Genomic DNA, 16,355 nt, shown 5'->3' with positions numbered 1-16,355 from the left:
CGCGGGGCGGGCCGAGCGGTGTCCGGTGCGGCTGACCCAGAGGGGCTTCATCCGGAACTGTCGGTGGACGGCAAGGCCGGGTCCTTTCGCGTGGAATTTTGCGAGAGACCGTCATGCGCGCTGAGGCCCCATCTCCTGATACCGGACGACGTATGCTCGTCCTCGGCCTCGGCTGCGAACGCGGTACGCCGCCGGCGGAACTCCTCGATCTTGCCCTGTCCGTCATCCCTATCCCCGATGATGTCGCCTTCGTCGCGACGCTGGATGCCCGCGCGGAGGAACCGGCCATGCATGCCGTCGCCCGGCATTATGCCGTTCCGCTCGTCACTTTTCCGGCGGCCCGGCTGGAAGCGGAGACAGCCCGTCTTGCCAATCCCTCGGAGCGTGTTTTCGCCATCACCGGCTGCCACGGCGTTGCGGAGGCGGCGGCGCTGGCGCTGGCCGGCGGCAGCGGCAGGCTCGTCGTGGAGAAGACGAAATCGGCCCATGCCACCGTGGCGATCGCCGAATCTTTCCAGTCGCTTGCGGCGCTTTCCTTCGGGATTGAGTCCGCGCCTTCGCATTCTGATTCAAGTCGGGAACCCGCCTGATGCAAACCCTCTTCGCCGCCCTCCCGCCCATGGAAAAGGGCAGTGTCTGGCTCGTCGGTGCCGGCCCTGGCGATCCTGGCCTTCTGACCCTGCATGCCGCCAACGCGCTCCAGCAGGCGGATGTCATCGTGCATGACGCGCTGGTCAATGCCGAGTGCCTGTCGCTCGCCCGGCCGGGCGCCGTACTGGAATTTGCCGGCAAGCGCGGCGGCAAGCCCTCGCACAAGCAGCGGGACATTTCGCTGCGGCTCGTGGAGCTGGCGCGCGCCGGCAATCGCGTGCTGCGGCTGAAGGGGGGCGATCCCTTCGTCTTCGGCCGCGGCGGCGAGGAGGCGCTGACCCTCATCGAACACGGCGTTCCCTTCCGCATCGTGCCGGGCATCACGGCCGGCATCGGCGGCCTTGCCTATGCGGGCATTCCGGTAACGCACCGCGAGGTCAACCACGCCGTCACATTCCTCACCGGCCATGATTCTTCCGGCCTCGTGCCGGACCGCATCAACTGGGAGGGCATCGCCAAGGGCTCGCCGGTCATCGTCATGTACATGGCGATGAAGCATATCGGCCAGATCGCCGCCAATCTCATCGCCGCAGGCCGCGCGCCGGACGAACCCGTCGCCTTCGTCTGCAATGCCGCGACCGCCCAGCAGCAGGTGCTGGAGACGACGCTTGCGCGCGCGGAGGTCGATGTCACAGCGGCCGGTCTTGAGCCGCCGGCCATTGTCGTCGTCGGCGAGGTGGTGCGCCTGCGCGCCTCGCTCGACTGGCTCGGTGCGCTGACGGAGGGGCGCGTTCTGGCGCCCGATCCGTTCGGCTCCCGTGGACTGAAGGACCCGGCATGAGCGGATTGCTCATTGCTGCGCCCGCGTCCGGCTCCGGCAAGACGACGGTGACGCTGGGGCTCGCGCGTGCCCTTGCCGATGCGGGCCTTGGCCTCGTTTCCGGCAAGGCGGGGCCGGATTACATCGATCCGGCTTTTCACGCCGCCGCCAGCCGCAAGGCCTGTCTCAACTACGATCCCTGGGCGATGCGGCCGGGCCTCATCCGCGCCAATGCCGCCGAGCAGGCCGGTGCAGGGGATTTCCTGCTCGTCGAGGCGATGATGGGCCTTTTCGACGCCGCGGCCGACGGCACCGGCGCACCGGCAGACCTTGCGGCGACACTTGGCCTGCCTGTCGTGCTCGTCGTCGATTGCAGCCGCATGTCCCAGTCCGTCGCCGCGCTGGTGAGGGGCTATCGCGATTATCGCAGCGATATCCACCTTGTCGGTGTCATCCTCAACAAGGTTGGCAGTTTGCGGCACGAGGCCATGCTGCGCGGCGCGCTGGAGGCCAGTGGCATCGAGATCTTCGGCGTGCTGGAGCGTGATCCGCTTCTTGCCTTGCCGGAGCGGCATCTCGGCCTCGTGCAGGCCGGCGAGCATGGCATGCTGGAGAATTTCATTGCCCATGCGGCCACGGTGGTGACGCGGTGCTGCAATCTGGAGCGTCTGATTGCGGTTGCCGCACGGCAGGAAAGGGGGTGGCCGGAGACGGCCGTGCCACGCTTGCCGCCGCTCGGCCAGCGCATTGCGATCGCCCGCGACGTCGCCTTCGCCTTCACCTACGAGCACCTCCTGATGGGCTGGCGCATGGCGGGAGCGAGCCTTTCCTCCTTTTCACCGCTGGCTGACGAAGCGCCGGCGGTTGACGCGGATGCCGTCTATCTGCCCGGCGGTTACCCGGAACTGCACGGGGCTGCTCTTGCCAATGCGGATGTCTTCCGTCTAGGCATGCAGGCGGCAGCGCGCCGGGGGGCGCGCATCTATGGCGAATGCGGGGGCTACATGGCGTTGGGGGAGGCTCTGGTTGCGGCGGACGGATCCCGCTATGGCATGCTCGGCCTCCTGCCGCTCGTCACCAGCTTTGCCGAACGTCGGCGTCATCTCGGCTACCGCCGCGTGGTGCCGCTTGCCGGCTCGGGATTTTCAGCACCGATGACCGCCCACGAATTCCATTACTCGACCGTCGCCAGCGAAGGTGCGGCGGAGCGCCTCTTTTCCGTCACGGACGCGATCGGCGAGGATCTCGGCGAGGCGGGCCTGCGTCGCGGAAGCGTCAGTGGCTCCTATATGCACCTCATCGATCTCGCACCGGAGGCGGCATGACCGCGCCGCGTATCGTTCATGGCGGCGGTATCGCCGCTGCCGCCGGGCGTTTCGGCGGCCGGCCGGAGGACTGGCTGGATCTTTCGACCGGTATCAACCCCAATCCCGCAACCCTGCCCGAAGTGGATGTTGCCGCCTGGCACCGGTTGCCGGATCGCCACCGCCAGGACGCGACCCGTGCCGCCGCCGCCCGCTATTATGGCGCATCGGGCGCGCTGCCCTTTCCTGTGCCGGGAACGCAGTCCGTCATCCAGCTGCTGCCGCGGTTCGTCGCTGCCGGCCGGCGTGCCGCCGTCATCTCGCCGACCTATGGCGAATATGCCCGCGTGCTGGAAAATGCCGGCGTGGCGGTGGACCGCGTCGCCGGCCTTGATGCGGTGAGCGATGCCCATGGCCTGGTCGTCGTCGTCAATCCGAACAATCCGGACGGCCGGCTGTTTTCGCGCGACGCGTTGCTCGACCTTCACCGGCGCATCGCCGGCCGCGGCGGCCTTCTTGTCGTCGATGAGGCTTTCGCCGACATGCGTCCCGAAGCCGCCGTCGCGCCGCTCGCCGGCGATGGCATGCCGGGCCTTCTCGTCTTCCGGTCCTTCGGCAAGTTCTTCGGCCTTGCTGGCCTGCGCCTTGGTTTCGTGATCGGTGAAACGTCGATCGTCGAGCGGATCGAGGACGGTCTAGGTCCCTGGGCCGTGTCGGGCCCGGCACTCACCATCGCCACCGGCCTGATGACCGCCGATACGGCCGCCATTCGCCGGTCAATCGAGGCGCGCAAGGCCGCGCTTGATGCGGTCCTTGCCGATGCGGGCCTTTCTGTTGTCGGCGGCACCGGCCTGTTCTCGCTGGTCGACCATATGGATGCGGCGGGCCTCCAGGAAGGGCTCTGCCGCCAGCACATCCTCGTGCGCCCCTTCGACTACAATCCGCGCTGGCTGCGCTTCGGTCTTGCGCCTGATGCGGCCTCGGATGCCCGGCTGGCGGCGGTGCTGGCGGCGGTGATGGCCGGACGATGAGCGAAACGCTTCTCCTGCTTCTGCTGGCGCTGTTGCTCGACCGCGTCGTCGGCGATCCGGACTGGCTGTGGCGGCGCGTGCCGCACCCGGTCGTGCTGTTCGGCTGGGCGATCGGGCTGATGGACAAGCTCTTCAACGGCAAGCGCCTCTCGGCGGACACCAAGCGCTTCAACGGTGCCGTCTGTATCGCGGTGCTGCTTGCCGCCAGTGCGCTTTCCGGTTTCGTGGTGCACCGGCTGCTCGCACCGCTCGGCATTCTCGGTGCTCTCGTCGAAATCATCATCATCGCGATCTTCCTGGCGCAGAAGAGCCTTTACGATCATGTGCGTGCCGTCTCCAGCGGCCTGAAGCGCGACGGTCTTGCGGGCGGGCGGCAGGCCGTGTCGATGATCGTCGGCCGCGACCCGGCGACGCTCGACGAGCCGGCCATCTGCCGTGCCGGCATCGAAAGCCTGGCGGAGAATTTTTCCGATGGCGTCGTCGCTCCGGCGCTCTGGTATGCGCTTCTCGGCCTGCCGGGCCTGTTCGCCTACAAGATGCTGAACACCGCCGATTCGATGATCGGCCACAAGAACGCGAAATACCTCGATTTCGGCAGGGCTTCCGCCCGGCTGGACGATTTCGCCAACTGGCCCGCCGCACGGTTCTCCATCTTCCTTATCGCTGTGGGTGCCTGGGCGGTGAAGGGCAGGGCGGCGGCGCGCCATGCGGTCGGCACGGCGCTGCGCGACGCCGGCCTCCATCGCTCGCCGAATTCCGGCTGGCCGGAAGCGGCCATGGCCGGGGCGCTCGGCATCGGCCTTGCCGGCCCGCGCATCTATGGCGGCACACGCGTCGACGAACCGATGATGAATGCCAGCGGGCGCACCGTGGCGACAGTCGCCGATATCGATCTGTCCCTGCGGATATTCTCCGGCGCCTGCGCCGCACTCGCTGCTGCTGTATTGCTGGCGATGCTTCTTGTCGCTTTGCTGTGAGCGCGCTGCACAGCGTTTGATAAAATTTTACGCCTTAACTTCGTTTTCTTTTCGTCACCCCCGTCAATATTGTGGAAGTCTGAAACGTCTATATTCTGTCTCGCTGTGAGACATGGCGTGGAAGCCGTGCGCAATCGAATAGAGGGGAAGTCATGCGTATCTTGTTTGCGACCGCAGTCGCATTCCTTCTTGTATTGTTCCAGACCCAGACCGCTCTGTCTGCCAACCTTATCGCCCAGATCAGTCTTTCTTCGCAGACCATGGTCGTTACTCAGAACGGCGCGGTGAAGTATCGCTGGCGCGTCTCGACCGGCCGCAAGGGGTACGGCACGCCGACGGGAGCCTGGTCGGCGAAGTGGGCCTCGCGCAACCATCGCTCGCGCAAGTACAACAATGCGCCGATGCCCTATGCGATCTTCTTCAAGGGCGGATATGCAGTTCATGCGACCTACGAGACGAAGCGCCTCGGTCGTCCCGCGTCGCATGGTTGTGTACGCCTCCACCCGAACAATGCGGCGACCTTCTTCCAGATGGCCAATCGCCACGGGCTGTCCAACACACGCATCGTCATCACGCGTTGAGCATTTTGCTCAATCGTTGCCGGCGTAGCGCATCAACCGGTCCATGTCGGGAACGGTGACATGGCGGTTGTTCTCGATGCGGATGACGTTTTCCTTGCGCAGCTTGGTGAACTGCCGGCTGACGGTCTCGATCGTCAGCCCGAGGAAATCGGCGATGTCGGCGCGTGAGAGCGGCAGGTCGAAGGTCGACATGTCGACGCATTCCGGGTCGATATGGGTGGCGATGAGGTAGAGGAAGCTTGCCACCTTCTCCTGCGCCGTCTTGCGGCCGAGGGTCAGCATCCAGTCGCGGGCTTCGTCCAGTTCCTTCAGCGCCTGCCGGTGCAGCTTGTGTTCCAGTTCCGGCGTCTTCTTGACGAGACGGTCGAGCACATGGCGGGGGAAGTTGCACACTTCGCTTTCCGTCGCCGCTTCCGCGGTGATGGCGCTTTCCTCAAGGAAGGGCCGGCCGAGGAAATCGGGGGCGAATTGCAGGCCGACGATCTGCTGGCGGCCGTCCGCCATGACCTTGGTCAGCTTCACGACGCCGCGCATGATGTTGGAATAGTTCACCACCGTCTCGCCCTGGCCGATGACTTCGGCGCCGGTGTCCAGGCGGTTGCGGAACGAGTGCTTGTTGAGTTCGGAAAGCTGCTCGGAGGTCAGCGCGCCGCACACGCCGCCATGGCGGGCCTCGCAGGCGCGACATACGACCGGAATATCGGAGTTATGGATATCTTGGCGGCGAATTTCCATATCGGCTTTCCTTTCGCCCGGCGGGTGCTGCGGCGCAATAATGCCGTGCTACCGCACGTGGTTCTGAACATAAAGCGTGCCGCCTAGCGGCAAAATAGCGCTTCCTGACTATTGTCAAATCCTAGCGCACTCATTCCGGCTTTCACTTGATCAAAATCAAATGGCGACGGCCATTTCGTGTTTATTTGCTATGTGAGCAAGGAGATGACCATGCAGCACACCCTCGTAGAACGCCTTTCGTCGCCGGTTCCCCGCTATACGAGCTATCCGACCGCGCCGCATTTCGACGAAAGCATCGGACCGGACGTCTATGCCGGGTGGCTGGGGCGCCTTACGGCGGAGAATCGCCTCTCGCTCTACGCCCACATTCCCTATTGCGACCGGCTGTGCTGGTTCTGCGCCTGCCACACCAAGCAGACGCTGCGCTATGAACCCGTCGAAGCCTACCTCAAGGGGCTGCATGCGGAGATTGCCGCCATCGGAGGACGCGTGTCACGGGAGGTCCCCGTCACGGCGCTGCATTTCGGCGGCGGTTCGCCGACCCTCCTGCGGCCGGATGACATGCGGACGCTGAAGACCTGTCTGGAGGCGAGTTTTTCCTTCGTGACGGATGCGGAAATCTCCGTAGAGATGGATCCGAACGATCTCGATGACGCCAGGCACGATGCGCTGGCCGATATCGGCATGACCCGCGCCAGCCTCGGCATCCAGGATTTCGACCCCACGGTGCAGAAGGCGATCAACCGCATCCAGACCTTCGAGCAGACCCGCGGCGTGGTGGAGGCCGCACGGGCGCGGAACGTGCGCTCGGTCAATTGCGACATCCTCTACGGCCTGCCGCACCAGACGCTGGAGACGCTGGCCGAGACGGTTCGCGCGGTCCTGTCGCTTGCGCCCGACCGTATCGCGCTCTTCGGCTATGCCCATGTGCCATGGATGAAGAAGCACCAGACGATGATCGACGCGGCGGTGCTGCCGGGCGTGGTCGCGCGGTTCGAGCAGATGGCGCTTGCGGCCGACATGCTGGTCTCGGCCGGCTATGAGGCGATCGGCATCGATCATTTCGCGCTTCCCGCCGACGGGCTCGCCGTGGCGGCGCGGCAGGGCACGCTCCGGCGCAATTTCCAGGGCTATACCGACGACCAGGCGGACGCGCTGGTCGGGCTCGGTGCATCGTCGATCGGCCAGCTTCCCGAAGGTTACGTGCAGAACATGCCGGCGACGGGCGAATACCTGCGCCGGGTGGAGGAGGGTGGCCTTGCCGCCGTCCGCGGGTACGCGCTGACCGGGGAGGACCGCGCCCGCGCCTTCGTGATCGAGAAGATCATGTGCGATTTCGGCTTTTCCTTCACGGCGCTTGCCGCAAGCCATCCCGCCTTCTCCGGCATCATCCGGGCCGAGGCGATCGGTTTTGCCGCTGCCGACCGGGACGGGCTTGCCCGCATCGACGGCGACCGTTTCGTCCTCACCGCGGCAGGGCGACCCTTCGCCCGCACCGTCGCTGCGGTCTTCGATGCGCATCTGGCGAGCGGACGCGGGCGGCATTCCATCGCGGTCTGACCGGCGGCCCGTGGCCATGCTGTTTGCGCAACACAGCATCGCCGACTGCGCAGGGCCCTCATCAAACCCATTGGCAATTGCGTCTTATTTCCATATAGGATCGCCCGACTATAGATTCATGAGGTATGGGCGTGACTGCTACATTCGACAAGGTTGCCGACATCATTGCTGAGACGAGCGAGATCGATCGCGAGACGATCACGCCGGACAGCCACACGATCGACGATCTCGGCATCGACAGCCTCGACTTCCTCGACATCGTCTTTGCGATCGACAAGGAATTCGGCATCAAGATCCCACTGGAACAGTGGACCCAGGACGTCAACGAGGGCAAGGTCGCGACGGAAGAGTATTTCGTCCTGAAGAACCTCTGCGCCAAGATCGACGAACTGCGGGCTGCCAAGGCCTGAGGTAACAGCGCCGGCCGGTTTGCGGCCGTGTTCCTGACGATCCCGGTGCTTGTGGTGCACGGCCTGCCGTTTCCGGCAGGCCTTTCGATTTCCGGAACCTGCCGGAGGTATCCCGATGCTGCTCGAATATTTCCAGATGATCGATCGCGTGGAGGCCGTTGACGGCGCGCGCCGCGTGTTGAAGGCCCGCTCGGTCGTGCCGGCGAAGAGCCCCGTTTTTGAAGGCCATTTTCCCGGCATGCCGCTCGTTCCGGGCGTGCTGCTCATCGAGACGATGGCGCAGGCCTCCGGCTTCCTCGTGCTGGCTGCGACGGATTTTGCCGCCATGCCCTTCCTGATGACCGTCGACGGCGCGAAGATGCGCACCTTCGTCGAGCCGGATGCCGTGCTCGACATCGAGGCGGCACTGGAGCATGACGGGTCGGGTTATGCCGTGACCAAGGCGAAGATCACGTCCTCGGGCAAGAAAGTCTGCGATGCGCAATTGAAGCTGCGCACCATGCCGTTTGCCGAGGTGCCGCTCGCCGATATCGTGCGCAAGCGCGCCGTCGAGGTGGGTTTGTTCGAGGCGCTCGAAGCGTCTGCGGAAGGGAAATGAGCATGGCGAACAACGATGTGGTCATCACGGGCGTCGGCATCGTCACCTGCCAGGGTGTCGGCGCCGCGGCGCATGTGGAAATCCTTGGTGGCGCGAGCGCGCCGGCGCTGAAGATCGAGACAGAGCGTTTTGCGCCCTATCCGGTGCATCCGATGCCCGAGATCGACTGGAACCAGCAGATCCCCAAGCGCGGCGACCAGCGCCAGATGGAGAACTGGCAGCGCCTCGGCGTCTTCACCGCCGGCCTCGCGCTCGACGATGCCGGTTTCAAGGACGATGCGGATGCCTGCGGCACGATGGATATGATCGTTGCGGCCGGCGGCGGCGAGCGCGACATCGCGGTGGATTCGCTGATCGTCGACGAAGGCCTCAAGCGCAATGACCGCGAGCATCTGCTCAACGAGAAGCTGACGACCGAACTGCGCCCGACACTCTTCCTTGCCCAGCTGTCCAACCTGCTCGCCGGCAATATCTCCATCGTGCACAAGGTCACCGGTTCCTCCCGCACCTTCATGGGCGAGGAGGCGGCTGGCATTTCCGCCATCGAGACCGCTTTCCACCGCATCCGCTCCGGCCAGTCGACGCATACGCTCGTCGGCAGTGCGCTGGTGGCCGAGCGGCAGGATGTCATCATGCTCTACGAGGCCATGCAGGCGCATGCGACGGGCGGCTGGACGCCGCTCTGGTCGCGCGATGAAGCGGCTGGCGGTGGCATCATCACCGGCACGGCCGCGGCCTTCCTCGTTCTGGAATCGCGTGCCCACGCCGAGGCGCGCGGTGCGCGCATCTATGCGACCATCGACGCCATCGGCGGCGATCGCGGCTCGCGGGACGAGGGCCGGCTGGAAGCCCGCCTCGAGCGCTTGGCCGACGGGGCTTCGGCCGGTGCCGAGACCTTGGTCTTCTCCGGCGCTTCCGGCCAGCACGGCCCGACGGCGCGTGAAAAGGCCTGGCTCGACACGCGTTTTGCCGGCAGCCCGGTGCGCGGCTTCAGCGCGGTCACCGGCCAGGCGCTGGAAGCGCAGTTTCCGCTCGGCCTTGCCATTGCCGCCTTGACGCTCGGCGCGGGTGTCAAGGTCGCGCCGTTCGATACGAAGGCCGAGACCGTGATGACCGCAGCGGCGAAAAGCGCCGTCGTCACCACGGTCGGCCATGCCCGCGGCGAAGGCGTCGCAATCCTTGTCGCAGAGAAGTAGGAGCCGGCCATGACGAATGCCGCTTACAGGGATCATCTCGGCCGCCCGATCGTCGCCGTCACCGGAATGGGCGTCATCACCTCGCTGGGGCAGGGCCTCAAGGACAACTGGACCGCGCTCGTCGGTGGGGTGTCCGGCATCCATGGCATCACGCGCTTCCCGGTGGACGGGCTCAACACCCGCATTTCCGGCACGGTGGATTTCATCGACCTGCCCGTCGAAAATCCGGTCGAGCGCTCCTACGCCTATGCCCGCGAGACGACGGACGAGGCACTGGCACAGGCCGGCCTTTCCGGCGAATTTGGCGGTCCGCTCTTCCTCGCGGCTCCCCCGATCGAACCGGACTGGCGCGACCGTTTTGCGCTCGCCGACCGCGCTCCGCCGTCCGAGCGTCCGGGCGATGCCTATGACCGCTTCCTTTCGGCCTTGCGCGAGAAGGCCGAACCTGCCCTGCATGAGGCCTGGGCCTTTGGCTCGATCTCCGAGCGGCTCGCGGATCGTTTCGGTACGCGCGGGCTGCCCGTCACGTTGTCTACCGCCTGTGCCTCCGGCGCCACCGCCATCCAGCTCGGCGTCGAGGCGATCCGCCAGGGCCGCACCGACCGGGCATTGACCGTTGGCACCGACGGCTCGGTGACCGCCGAGGCGCTGATCCGCTTTGCGCTTCTCTCCGCGCTTTCCACCCAGAACGACCCGCCGACCAGGGCCTCAAAACCCTTCAGCAAGGACCGCGATGGTTTCGTCATCGCCGAGGGCGCGGCGACGCTCGTGCTGGAATCGCTGGAATCGGCCATTGCCCGCGGCGCGAAGGTACTCGGCATCCTCAAGGGGTGCGGCGAGAAGGCGGACCATTTCCACCGCACCCGTTCCTCGCCGGATGGCGGCCCCGCCATCGCGACGATCCGTGCTGCGCTGGAAGACGCCGGCATCGACGAGAGCGGCATCGGCTATATCAATGCCCACGGCACCTCGACGCCGGAAAACGACAAGATGGAGTATCTCTCCATGTCGACGGTCTTTGGCGACAAGCTGGCGAACATCCCGGTCTCCTCCAACAAGTCGATGATCGGCCATACGCTGACGGCGGCCGGCGCGGTCGAGGCGGTGTTCTCGATCCAGACCATGCTGACCGGGACCCTGCCGCCGACCATCAACTACACGAACCCCGACCCGGCGATCGTGCTCGACGTCGTGCCGAACGTGAAGCGCGATGCGCGCGTTTCCGCGGTCCTCTCCAACTCCTTCGGCTTCGGCGGCCAGAACGCCAGCCTCGTCATGACGGCCGAACCCGCCTGATAGGAATCTTGATATGCGCGCTCTCCAGCTTCTCGACGACCGCAAGCTTGAACTCACCGATATCCCGGAACCGGACGCTCCCGGCCCCGGCGAGGTGACGCTGCGCGTCAAGGCCGTTGCCCTCAACCATATCGACGTCTGGGGCTGGCGCGGCATGGCCTTTGCCAAGCGCAAGATGCCGCTGGTCATCGGCGCGGAAGCGGCCGGCGTCGTCGAAACGCTCGGCCCGGGCGTCTCCAACGTGCTGCCCGGCCAGCTCGTCTCGATCTATGGCGCGCGCACCTGCGGCCTCTGCAAGCCCTGCCGCGAAGGCCGCGACAATCTCTGCGAACATGTCGGCGGCGTACACGGCTTCCATCTGGACGGCTTCGCTCAGGAGAAGGTGAACCTTCCCGCCCGCCTGCTCGTGCCGGCTCCGCCCGGTGTCGATGCGGTTGCGGCGGCGCTCGCCCCCGTCACTTTCGGTACCGTCGAGCACATGCTGTTCGACAATGCCAAGCTTGAGCCCGGCGAGACGATCCTCGTGCATGCCGGCGGCTCCGGCATCGGCACGGCGGCGATCCAGCTTGCCAAGAAGATCGGCTGCACCGTCATCACGACCGTCGGTTCGGACGACAAGATCGAGAAGGCGAAGGCGCTCGGCGCGGATCATGTCATCAATTACCGCGAGGACCGTTTCGAGGGCGTCGTGCGCAAGCTGACGAAGAAGAAGGGCGTCGATGTCGTCTTCGAACATGTCGGCAAGGATACCTGGGCCGGCTCCATGCTTTGCATGAAGCGCGGCGGGCGGCTCGTCACCTGCGGCTCCACTTCAGGCGTCTCGACCGACCTGAACCTGATGATGCTCTTCCAGCAGCAATTGAAGCTGCTCGGCTCCTTCGGCTGCCGCATGGAGAACATGGCGAACGCCATGCAAAAGATGGCGCGCGGCCTCGTCCATCCGGTCATCGATACGGAAGTCACCTTTGACGGTATCGCGACGGCTCTGGAGCGCATGGAATCGCGCCAGATCTTCGGCAAGATCGTCCTGAAGCTGGATTGATATCGTGCGGATGATCGTCACACGCCTCGTCCTGGCGCTCAGGAAGTTCAAGCAATGGTCGGTGGCGCAGCTCGTCTTCGGCCTGCTCAGCCTCCTGAAGCTGCTGCCTGCAGACGGTGCGATCAATTTCGCCGATCGCGTGGCGCGCTGGATCGGGCCGAAGACGAAGCGCCACACGCTGACGCTCACCAATCTGCGCAATGCCTTTCCGGAGAAGCCCGAGGCCGAGATTTCTGAAATCGCGCTCGACGCCTGGGGAAACATGGGCCGGCTTGCGGCCGAATATGTTTTCCTCGACCGTCTCTTCGACTTCGATCCCGCGCGTCAAACGGCCGGCCGCATCGAGGTCTCGGGCATTCCGCTTTTCGTGGACCTGCGCGACAATCCGCGGCCCTTCATCGTCTTCACCGCCCATACCGGCAATTTCGAGCTGCTGCCGGTCGCCGGTGCCTCCTTCGGCCTCGACGTGACGGTGCTCTTCCGCCCGCCGAACAATCCTTACGTTGCCGACAAGGTTTTTGAATTCCGCCGCGCCCGCATGGGCGATCTCGTGCCGTCCCATGCCGGCTCGTCCTTCACGCTTGCCCGCAAGCTGGAAGCGGGCGGTCCGGTTGGCGTGCTGGTCGACCAGAAGTTCAACAAGGGTCTGCACACGGAATTCTTCGGTCAGAAGGTGCAGACCAACCCGCTGCTGGCCAAGCTCGTGCGCCAGTTCAACTGCGAGGTCTATCCCGCGCGCTGCATCCGCCTGCCGGGCAACCGCTACCGGCTGGAACTGGAGCCGGCGATGCACATTCCCCGCAGGGAAAACGGCTCCGTCGATGTGGATGCGACCGCACAGATGCTGAACGACAAGGTCGAGCAGTGGGTGCGGGAATATCCCGGCCAGTGGCTCTGGTATCATGACCGCTGGAATATCAAGCGCGGCCTTATTACTTGACTGCTTACTATTGTTTCTTTCAATCGCGATTTTGAACACGTTCAGTTTCGCGAAATATTCGACTTTCGTCGAATTTGGGGTTTGACATCCTCTCGTTCGCTGTTACCATTTTGCTAATGTAAGCGCTTTGGGCAGCATATTTGGAGGGGAACGATCAAAGCTGTATCTCATTTCTGAACATTTCAAATAGTGTAGTGATGCAATTGCTGTAATTTTCAGCAATTCGGGGAGCATGCATTGAAAGCTCTTGTAGAGTTGTTCTGGTTTAAGTATTCACAACTCCAGCATGCGGTGAAGACCGGAAACGAACGGCTCGTTTCCATGCTGGACAGGGAAATCGAACCGGCCCTGGCGGCCGTGTTGCAGAAGGAGGCGAGCGACGCCTCCGAGTTTCGCTCCCAATTCCAGTTCGTGGTGGATCTCCTTCGGGAAGAGGCGGATGACAAGGCCTGCGTGCTCCGGCAGGCGCATCATTTCAAGCTGCTGCTGGACCGGTATTTCGGGACGGAAGAGGGTGTCGCGCCGTTCCGGGTGGAGATGCTCGAAGCCGGGCGTCCCGTTTCCACGCCGCGCGTGGTGGAGGATGGACTGCTCAACGAGGCGATTCTCGACAGCCTTCCGGACCGCGTCGCCGTCATCACGACGGACTATCGTTATCTCTACTCCAATCCGCTCAATGCCGAGTGCTTCAGCGAAAAGCCCATCGATCTCGTCGGCCGGCATATCGTGGAGTTCATCGGCGTGCAGCGTTTCGAGAGCCGTGTGAAACGCAATCTCGATCACTGCTTTGCCGGGGACGTGGTGGAATACGACTATGTTTCCCCGCGCCGGGGGCAGGCGATCACGCGTTGCCGCATGACGCCGTGCCTGTCGGCGGCGGGTAATGTGCTCGGCGCCATCCTGGTTCTGCAGGAAACGGCGCAGCAGGGGCCGCTCGCCGCCTGAGCGGTCAGGAGGAAAGGCCGGTGCCCCGCAGCATGAACTGCTGCTCGAAGGCGATGTGGCGCCGGATCGATTCGAAGAAGCCGCGGAGCATGTAGCCCGCGGCTTCCGCGTTCACGGTGTCATCGCCGCTGCCGAGCCGGTTCAGCGTATCGGTCAGCTCTTCCGCAAAGCACTCGTCCTCGACATGCTCGAACTTCAGCCGGGCAATGGAATCGATCAGCTCCCGGTCGCCGGAGGCCTTACGCTCCAGGAGCGGAAACACCGCCTCTTCCTCGTAGCGGTGGATGCCGTTCACCAGCGGCATCAGCGATTTGGCCGCATACATGCACTTCTGCCGGTTGACGTTTGCCGGCAGGCTGTCGGCGATATCCTCCAGCGCTTCGCAGAGTGTCAGTTGCGCGCTATGGGCCTTTTTCAGCCAGTCCAGTGAAACGGCGTCCGTCGGGGTATCCGAAAGCAGCCGGGCGATCCCTGTATAGTCTGTCATGTCGTGTTCCCTCGGTTCGAGAGTGCCGCGAGCGTTTCGACGCGCGGCTGCGTCAACCTGTCCCTTGATGCCGCTGGCAACCGCGCTTCGCCTTGATCCATGTCAAGGATGCTTCCGGCCGCATCTGCGAAGGCTCAGTCGAGCGCAAGGGCCGATTCCGCGAGGGAACCGGTGTTTGCGGGAAATTGACGAGTTGGGGGATGCCAACGATGAAATATGTAACGGAAACGATCGTCCTGGCCGTGGGGGCGTTCATCGCGCTGCTCGGCGCAGCCTTTGCTCAGGACAGGTTCTTCGAGGCCCACATGTGGGTTCTCTTCTTCGTGCTGCTCGCCAGCACGCTCTTCATGATCCGGCGCATCTCTTTCGCGCCGGCTGTCGCGGTCAAGTCCTCGCAGGACGACGAGGGCTACTTCGACGAGGTCGTCAAGTACGGCGTCATCGCGACGGTGTTCTGGGGCGTCGTCGGCTTCCTGGTTGGCGTCGTCGTGGCGCTGCAGCTGGCCTTCCCCGACCTCAACATCGAGCCCTGGCTGAATTTCGGCCGCACGCGCCCGCTGCACACATCCGCGGTGGTCTTCGCTTTTGGTGGCAATGCGCTGATTGCGACCTCCTTCTACGTGGTGCAGCGCACGTCGCGTGCCCGCCTCTTCGGCGGCAATCTCGGCTGGTTCGTGTTCTGGGGGTACCAGCTCTTCATCGTCATGGCCGCCACCGGCTACCTGCTCGGCATCACGCAGAGCCGGGAATATGCCGAGCCGGAATGGTATGTCGATATCTGGCTCACCATCGTCTGGGTCGCCTATCTGATCGCCTTCCTCGGCACGATCATGACGCGCAAGGAGCCGCATATCTATGTGGCGAACTGGTTCTTCCTGTCGTTCATCGTGACGATAGCCATGCTGCACATCGTCAACAACCTGGCTGTCCCGGTCTCGTTCCTCGGCGTGAAGAGCTACTCGGCCTTCTCCGGCGTGCAGGATGCGCTGACGCAGTGGTGGTACGGCCACAACGCCGTGGGCTTCTTCCTGACGGCCGGCTTCCTAGGCATGATGTACTACTTCATCCCGAAGCAGGTGAACCGTCCGGTCTATTCCTACCGCCTGTCGATCATCCACTTCTGGGCCCTGATCTTCATGTATATCTGGGCCGGCCCGCACCACCTGCACTATACGGCGCTGCCGGACTGGGCGCAGACGCTCGGCATGGTCTTCTCGATCATGCTCTGGATGCCCTCCTGGGGCGGCATGATCAACGGCCTGATGACGCTCTCGGGCGCCTGGGACAAGATCCGCACCGATCCGATCGTGCGCATGATGGTCATGGCCGTCGCCTTCTACGGCATGGCGACCTTCGAAGGCCCGATGATGTCGATCAAGTCGGTCAACTCGCTCAGCCACTACACGGACTGGACCATCGGCCACGTGCATTCGGGCGCGCTCGGCTGGAACGGTCTCATTACCTTCGGCGCGATCTATTTCCTCGTTCCGAAGCTGTGGAAGCGCGAGCGGCTCTACTCGATCCGCATGGTCAACTGGCACTTCTGGCTGGCAACCCTCGGCATCGTCGTCTACGCCGCTGTCATGTGGGTCGCCGGCATCCAGCAGGGCCTGATGTGGCGCGAATACGACGAGCAGGGCTTCCTGGTCTACTCGTTCGCCGAAACGATCGCCGCCATGTTCCCCTACTACGTGCTGCGTGCCGCCGGCGGCGGGCTGTTCCTGCTGGGCGCACTCATCATGGCCTACAACGTGACCATGACAATCCTCGGTTACCAGCGCGACGAGGCCCCGATCCCGGGTGCCGCGCCGAAGCTGCAGCCGGCCGAATAGGAGGGACCCG

At 64.4% G+C, this 16,355-nt stretch carries 17 protein-coding genes; 15 read left to right on the top strand and 2 right to left on the bottom strand.

All coding sequences use genetic code 11. From position 1 onward, the window contains the following. Positions 1-113 precede the first annotated feature (113 nt). The 6 genes from K0P03_RS10355 (at position 114) to K0P03_RS10330 (ending at position 5,304) form a co-directional block, all read left to right on the top strand. Positions 114-590, top strand: coding sequence for a cobalamin biosynthesis protein (locus K0P03_RS10355; RefSeq protein ID WP_272789521.1), 477 nt, complete (start codon positions 114-116; stop codon positions 588-590). Further along, positions 590-1,432, top strand: a complete 843-nt coding sequence (gene cobA, locus K0P03_RS10350) for a uroporphyrinogen-III C-methyltransferase (RefSeq protein WP_023516630.1) — start codon at positions 590-592, stop codon at positions 1,430-1,432. The genes K0P03_RS10355 and cobA overlap by 1 nt, the downstream gene beginning before the upstream one ends. Then, a complete protein-coding gene (locus K0P03_RS10345; protein WP_272789520.1) occupies positions 1,429-2,736 on the top strand; it encodes a cobyrinate a,c-diamide synthase in 1,308 nt (435 codons plus the stop codon). The genes cobA and K0P03_RS10345 overlap by 4 nt, the downstream gene beginning before the upstream one ends. Beyond that, positions 2,733-3,746 (top strand): threonine-phosphate decarboxylase CobD, encoded by a 1,014-nt coding sequence (gene cobD / locus K0P03_RS10340; protein WP_272789519.1) that lies wholly within the window; start codon positions 2,733-2,735, stop codon positions 3,744-3,746. The genes K0P03_RS10345 and cobD overlap by 4 nt, the downstream gene beginning before the upstream one ends. Then, positions 3,743-4,723 (top strand): adenosylcobinamide-phosphate synthase CbiB, encoded by a 981-nt coding sequence (gene cbiB / locus K0P03_RS10335; RefSeq protein WP_272789518.1) that lies wholly within the window; start codon positions 3,743-3,745, stop codon positions 4,721-4,723. The genes cobD and cbiB overlap by 4 nt, the downstream gene beginning before the upstream one ends. A gap of 152 nt (positions 4,724-4,875) precedes the next feature. Further along, positions 4,876-5,304 carry a L,D-transpeptidase gene (locus tag K0P03_RS10330; RefSeq protein ID WP_024270883.1) on the top strand — a complete coding sequence of 143 codons (429 nt, stop codon included), beginning with the start codon at positions 4,876-4,878 and terminating at the stop codon, positions 5,302-5,304. A gap of 9 nt (positions 5,305-5,313) precedes the next feature. Here the strand turns inward: K0P03_RS10330 and K0P03_RS10325 are convergent, their stop codons facing one another. After that, positions 5,314-6,039 carry a Crp/Fnr family transcriptional regulator gene (locus K0P03_RS10325; RefSeq protein ID WP_023515613.1) on the bottom strand — a complete coding sequence of 242 codons (726 nt, stop codon included), beginning with the start codon at positions 6,037-6,039 and terminating at the stop codon, positions 5,314-5,316. Positions 6,040-6,249: 210 nt separating this feature from the next. On the opposite strand from K0P03_RS10325, the gene hemN reads away from it, so the two are divergent. The 8 genes from hemN (at position 6,250) to K0P03_RS10285 (ending at position 14,026) form a co-directional block, all read left to right on the top strand. Next, positions 6,250-7,599 (top strand): oxygen-independent coproporphyrinogen III oxidase, encoded by a 1,350-nt coding sequence (hemN, locus tag K0P03_RS10320; protein WP_272789517.1) that lies wholly within the window; start codon positions 6,250-6,252, stop codon positions 7,597-7,599. A 125-nt stretch (positions 7,600-7,724) separates the two neighbouring features. After that, the gene (locus K0P03_RS10315) at positions 7,725-8,009 is read left to right on the top strand and encodes an acyl carrier protein (RefSeq protein WP_088016464.1); all 285 of its coding nucleotides are present in this window, start codon (positions 7,725-7,727) and stop codon (positions 8,007-8,009) included. 115 nt (positions 8,010-8,124) lie between these two features. Then, on the top strand, positions 8,125-8,607 hold the full coding sequence (locus K0P03_RS10310) for a 3-hydroxyacyl-ACP dehydratase FabZ family protein (RefSeq protein WP_023515662.1): 483 nt from the start codon (positions 8,125-8,127) through the stop codon (positions 8,605-8,607). Beyond that, positions 8,604-9,803 (top strand): beta-ketoacyl-ACP synthase, encoded by a 1,200-nt coding sequence (locus K0P03_RS10305; protein ID WP_130515615.1) that lies wholly within the window; start codon positions 8,604-8,606, stop codon positions 9,801-9,803. The genes K0P03_RS10310 and K0P03_RS10305 overlap by 4 nt, the downstream gene beginning before the upstream one ends. Before the next feature lie 9 nt (positions 9,804-9,812). Further along, positions 9,813-11,099 (top strand): beta-ketoacyl-ACP synthase, encoded by a 1,287-nt coding sequence (locus K0P03_RS10300; RefSeq protein WP_023515660.1) that lies wholly within the window; start codon positions 9,813-9,815, stop codon positions 11,097-11,099. A 13-nt stretch (positions 11,100-11,112) separates the two neighbouring features. Then, a complete protein-coding gene (locus K0P03_RS10295) occupies positions 11,113-12,141 on the top strand; it encodes a zinc-binding dehydrogenase (RefSeq protein WP_272789516.1) in 1,029 nt (342 codons plus the stop codon). 10 nt (positions 12,142-12,151) lie between these two features. Next, a complete protein-coding gene (locus K0P03_RS10290) occupies positions 12,152-13,081 on the top strand; it encodes a lipid A biosynthesis lauroyl acyltransferase (RefSeq protein ID WP_130515698.1) in 930 nt (309 codons plus the stop codon). Between the two features lie 237 nt (positions 13,082-13,318). After that, complete coding sequence (locus tag K0P03_RS10285; RefSeq protein ID WP_024270885.1) at positions 13,319-14,026, top strand: PAS domain-containing protein; 708 nt, start codon at positions 13,319-13,321, stop codon at positions 14,024-14,026. A 4-nt stretch (positions 14,027-14,030) separates the two neighbouring features. Here K0P03_RS10285 and K0P03_RS10280 read toward each other — a convergent pair whose 3' ends face one another. Then, complete coding sequence (locus K0P03_RS10280; RefSeq protein WP_130515618.1) at positions 14,031-14,513, bottom strand: hemerythrin domain-containing protein; 483 nt, start codon at positions 14,511-14,513, stop codon at positions 14,031-14,033. Between the two features lie 209 nt (positions 14,514-14,722). On the opposite strand from K0P03_RS10280, the gene ccoN reads away from it, so the two are divergent. Next, positions 14,723-16,345 (top strand): cytochrome-c oxidase, cbb3-type subunit I, encoded by a 1,623-nt coding sequence (gene ccoN, locus K0P03_RS10275; RefSeq protein ID WP_024270886.1) that lies wholly within the window; start codon positions 14,723-14,725, stop codon positions 16,343-16,345. The last annotated feature ends 10 nt before the right edge of the window (positions 16,346-16,355 follow it).

Origin of the sequence: Shinella sp. HY16 (assembly GCF_028534175.1) — a bacterium.
In the GTDB taxonomy this organism is placed as follows: Bacteria; Pseudomonadota; Alphaproteobacteria; order Rhizobiales; family Rhizobiaceae; genus Shinella.
Note: the sequence above shows the minus strand (reverse complement) of the source record. Positions and strands in the feature narration are given on the sequence as shown.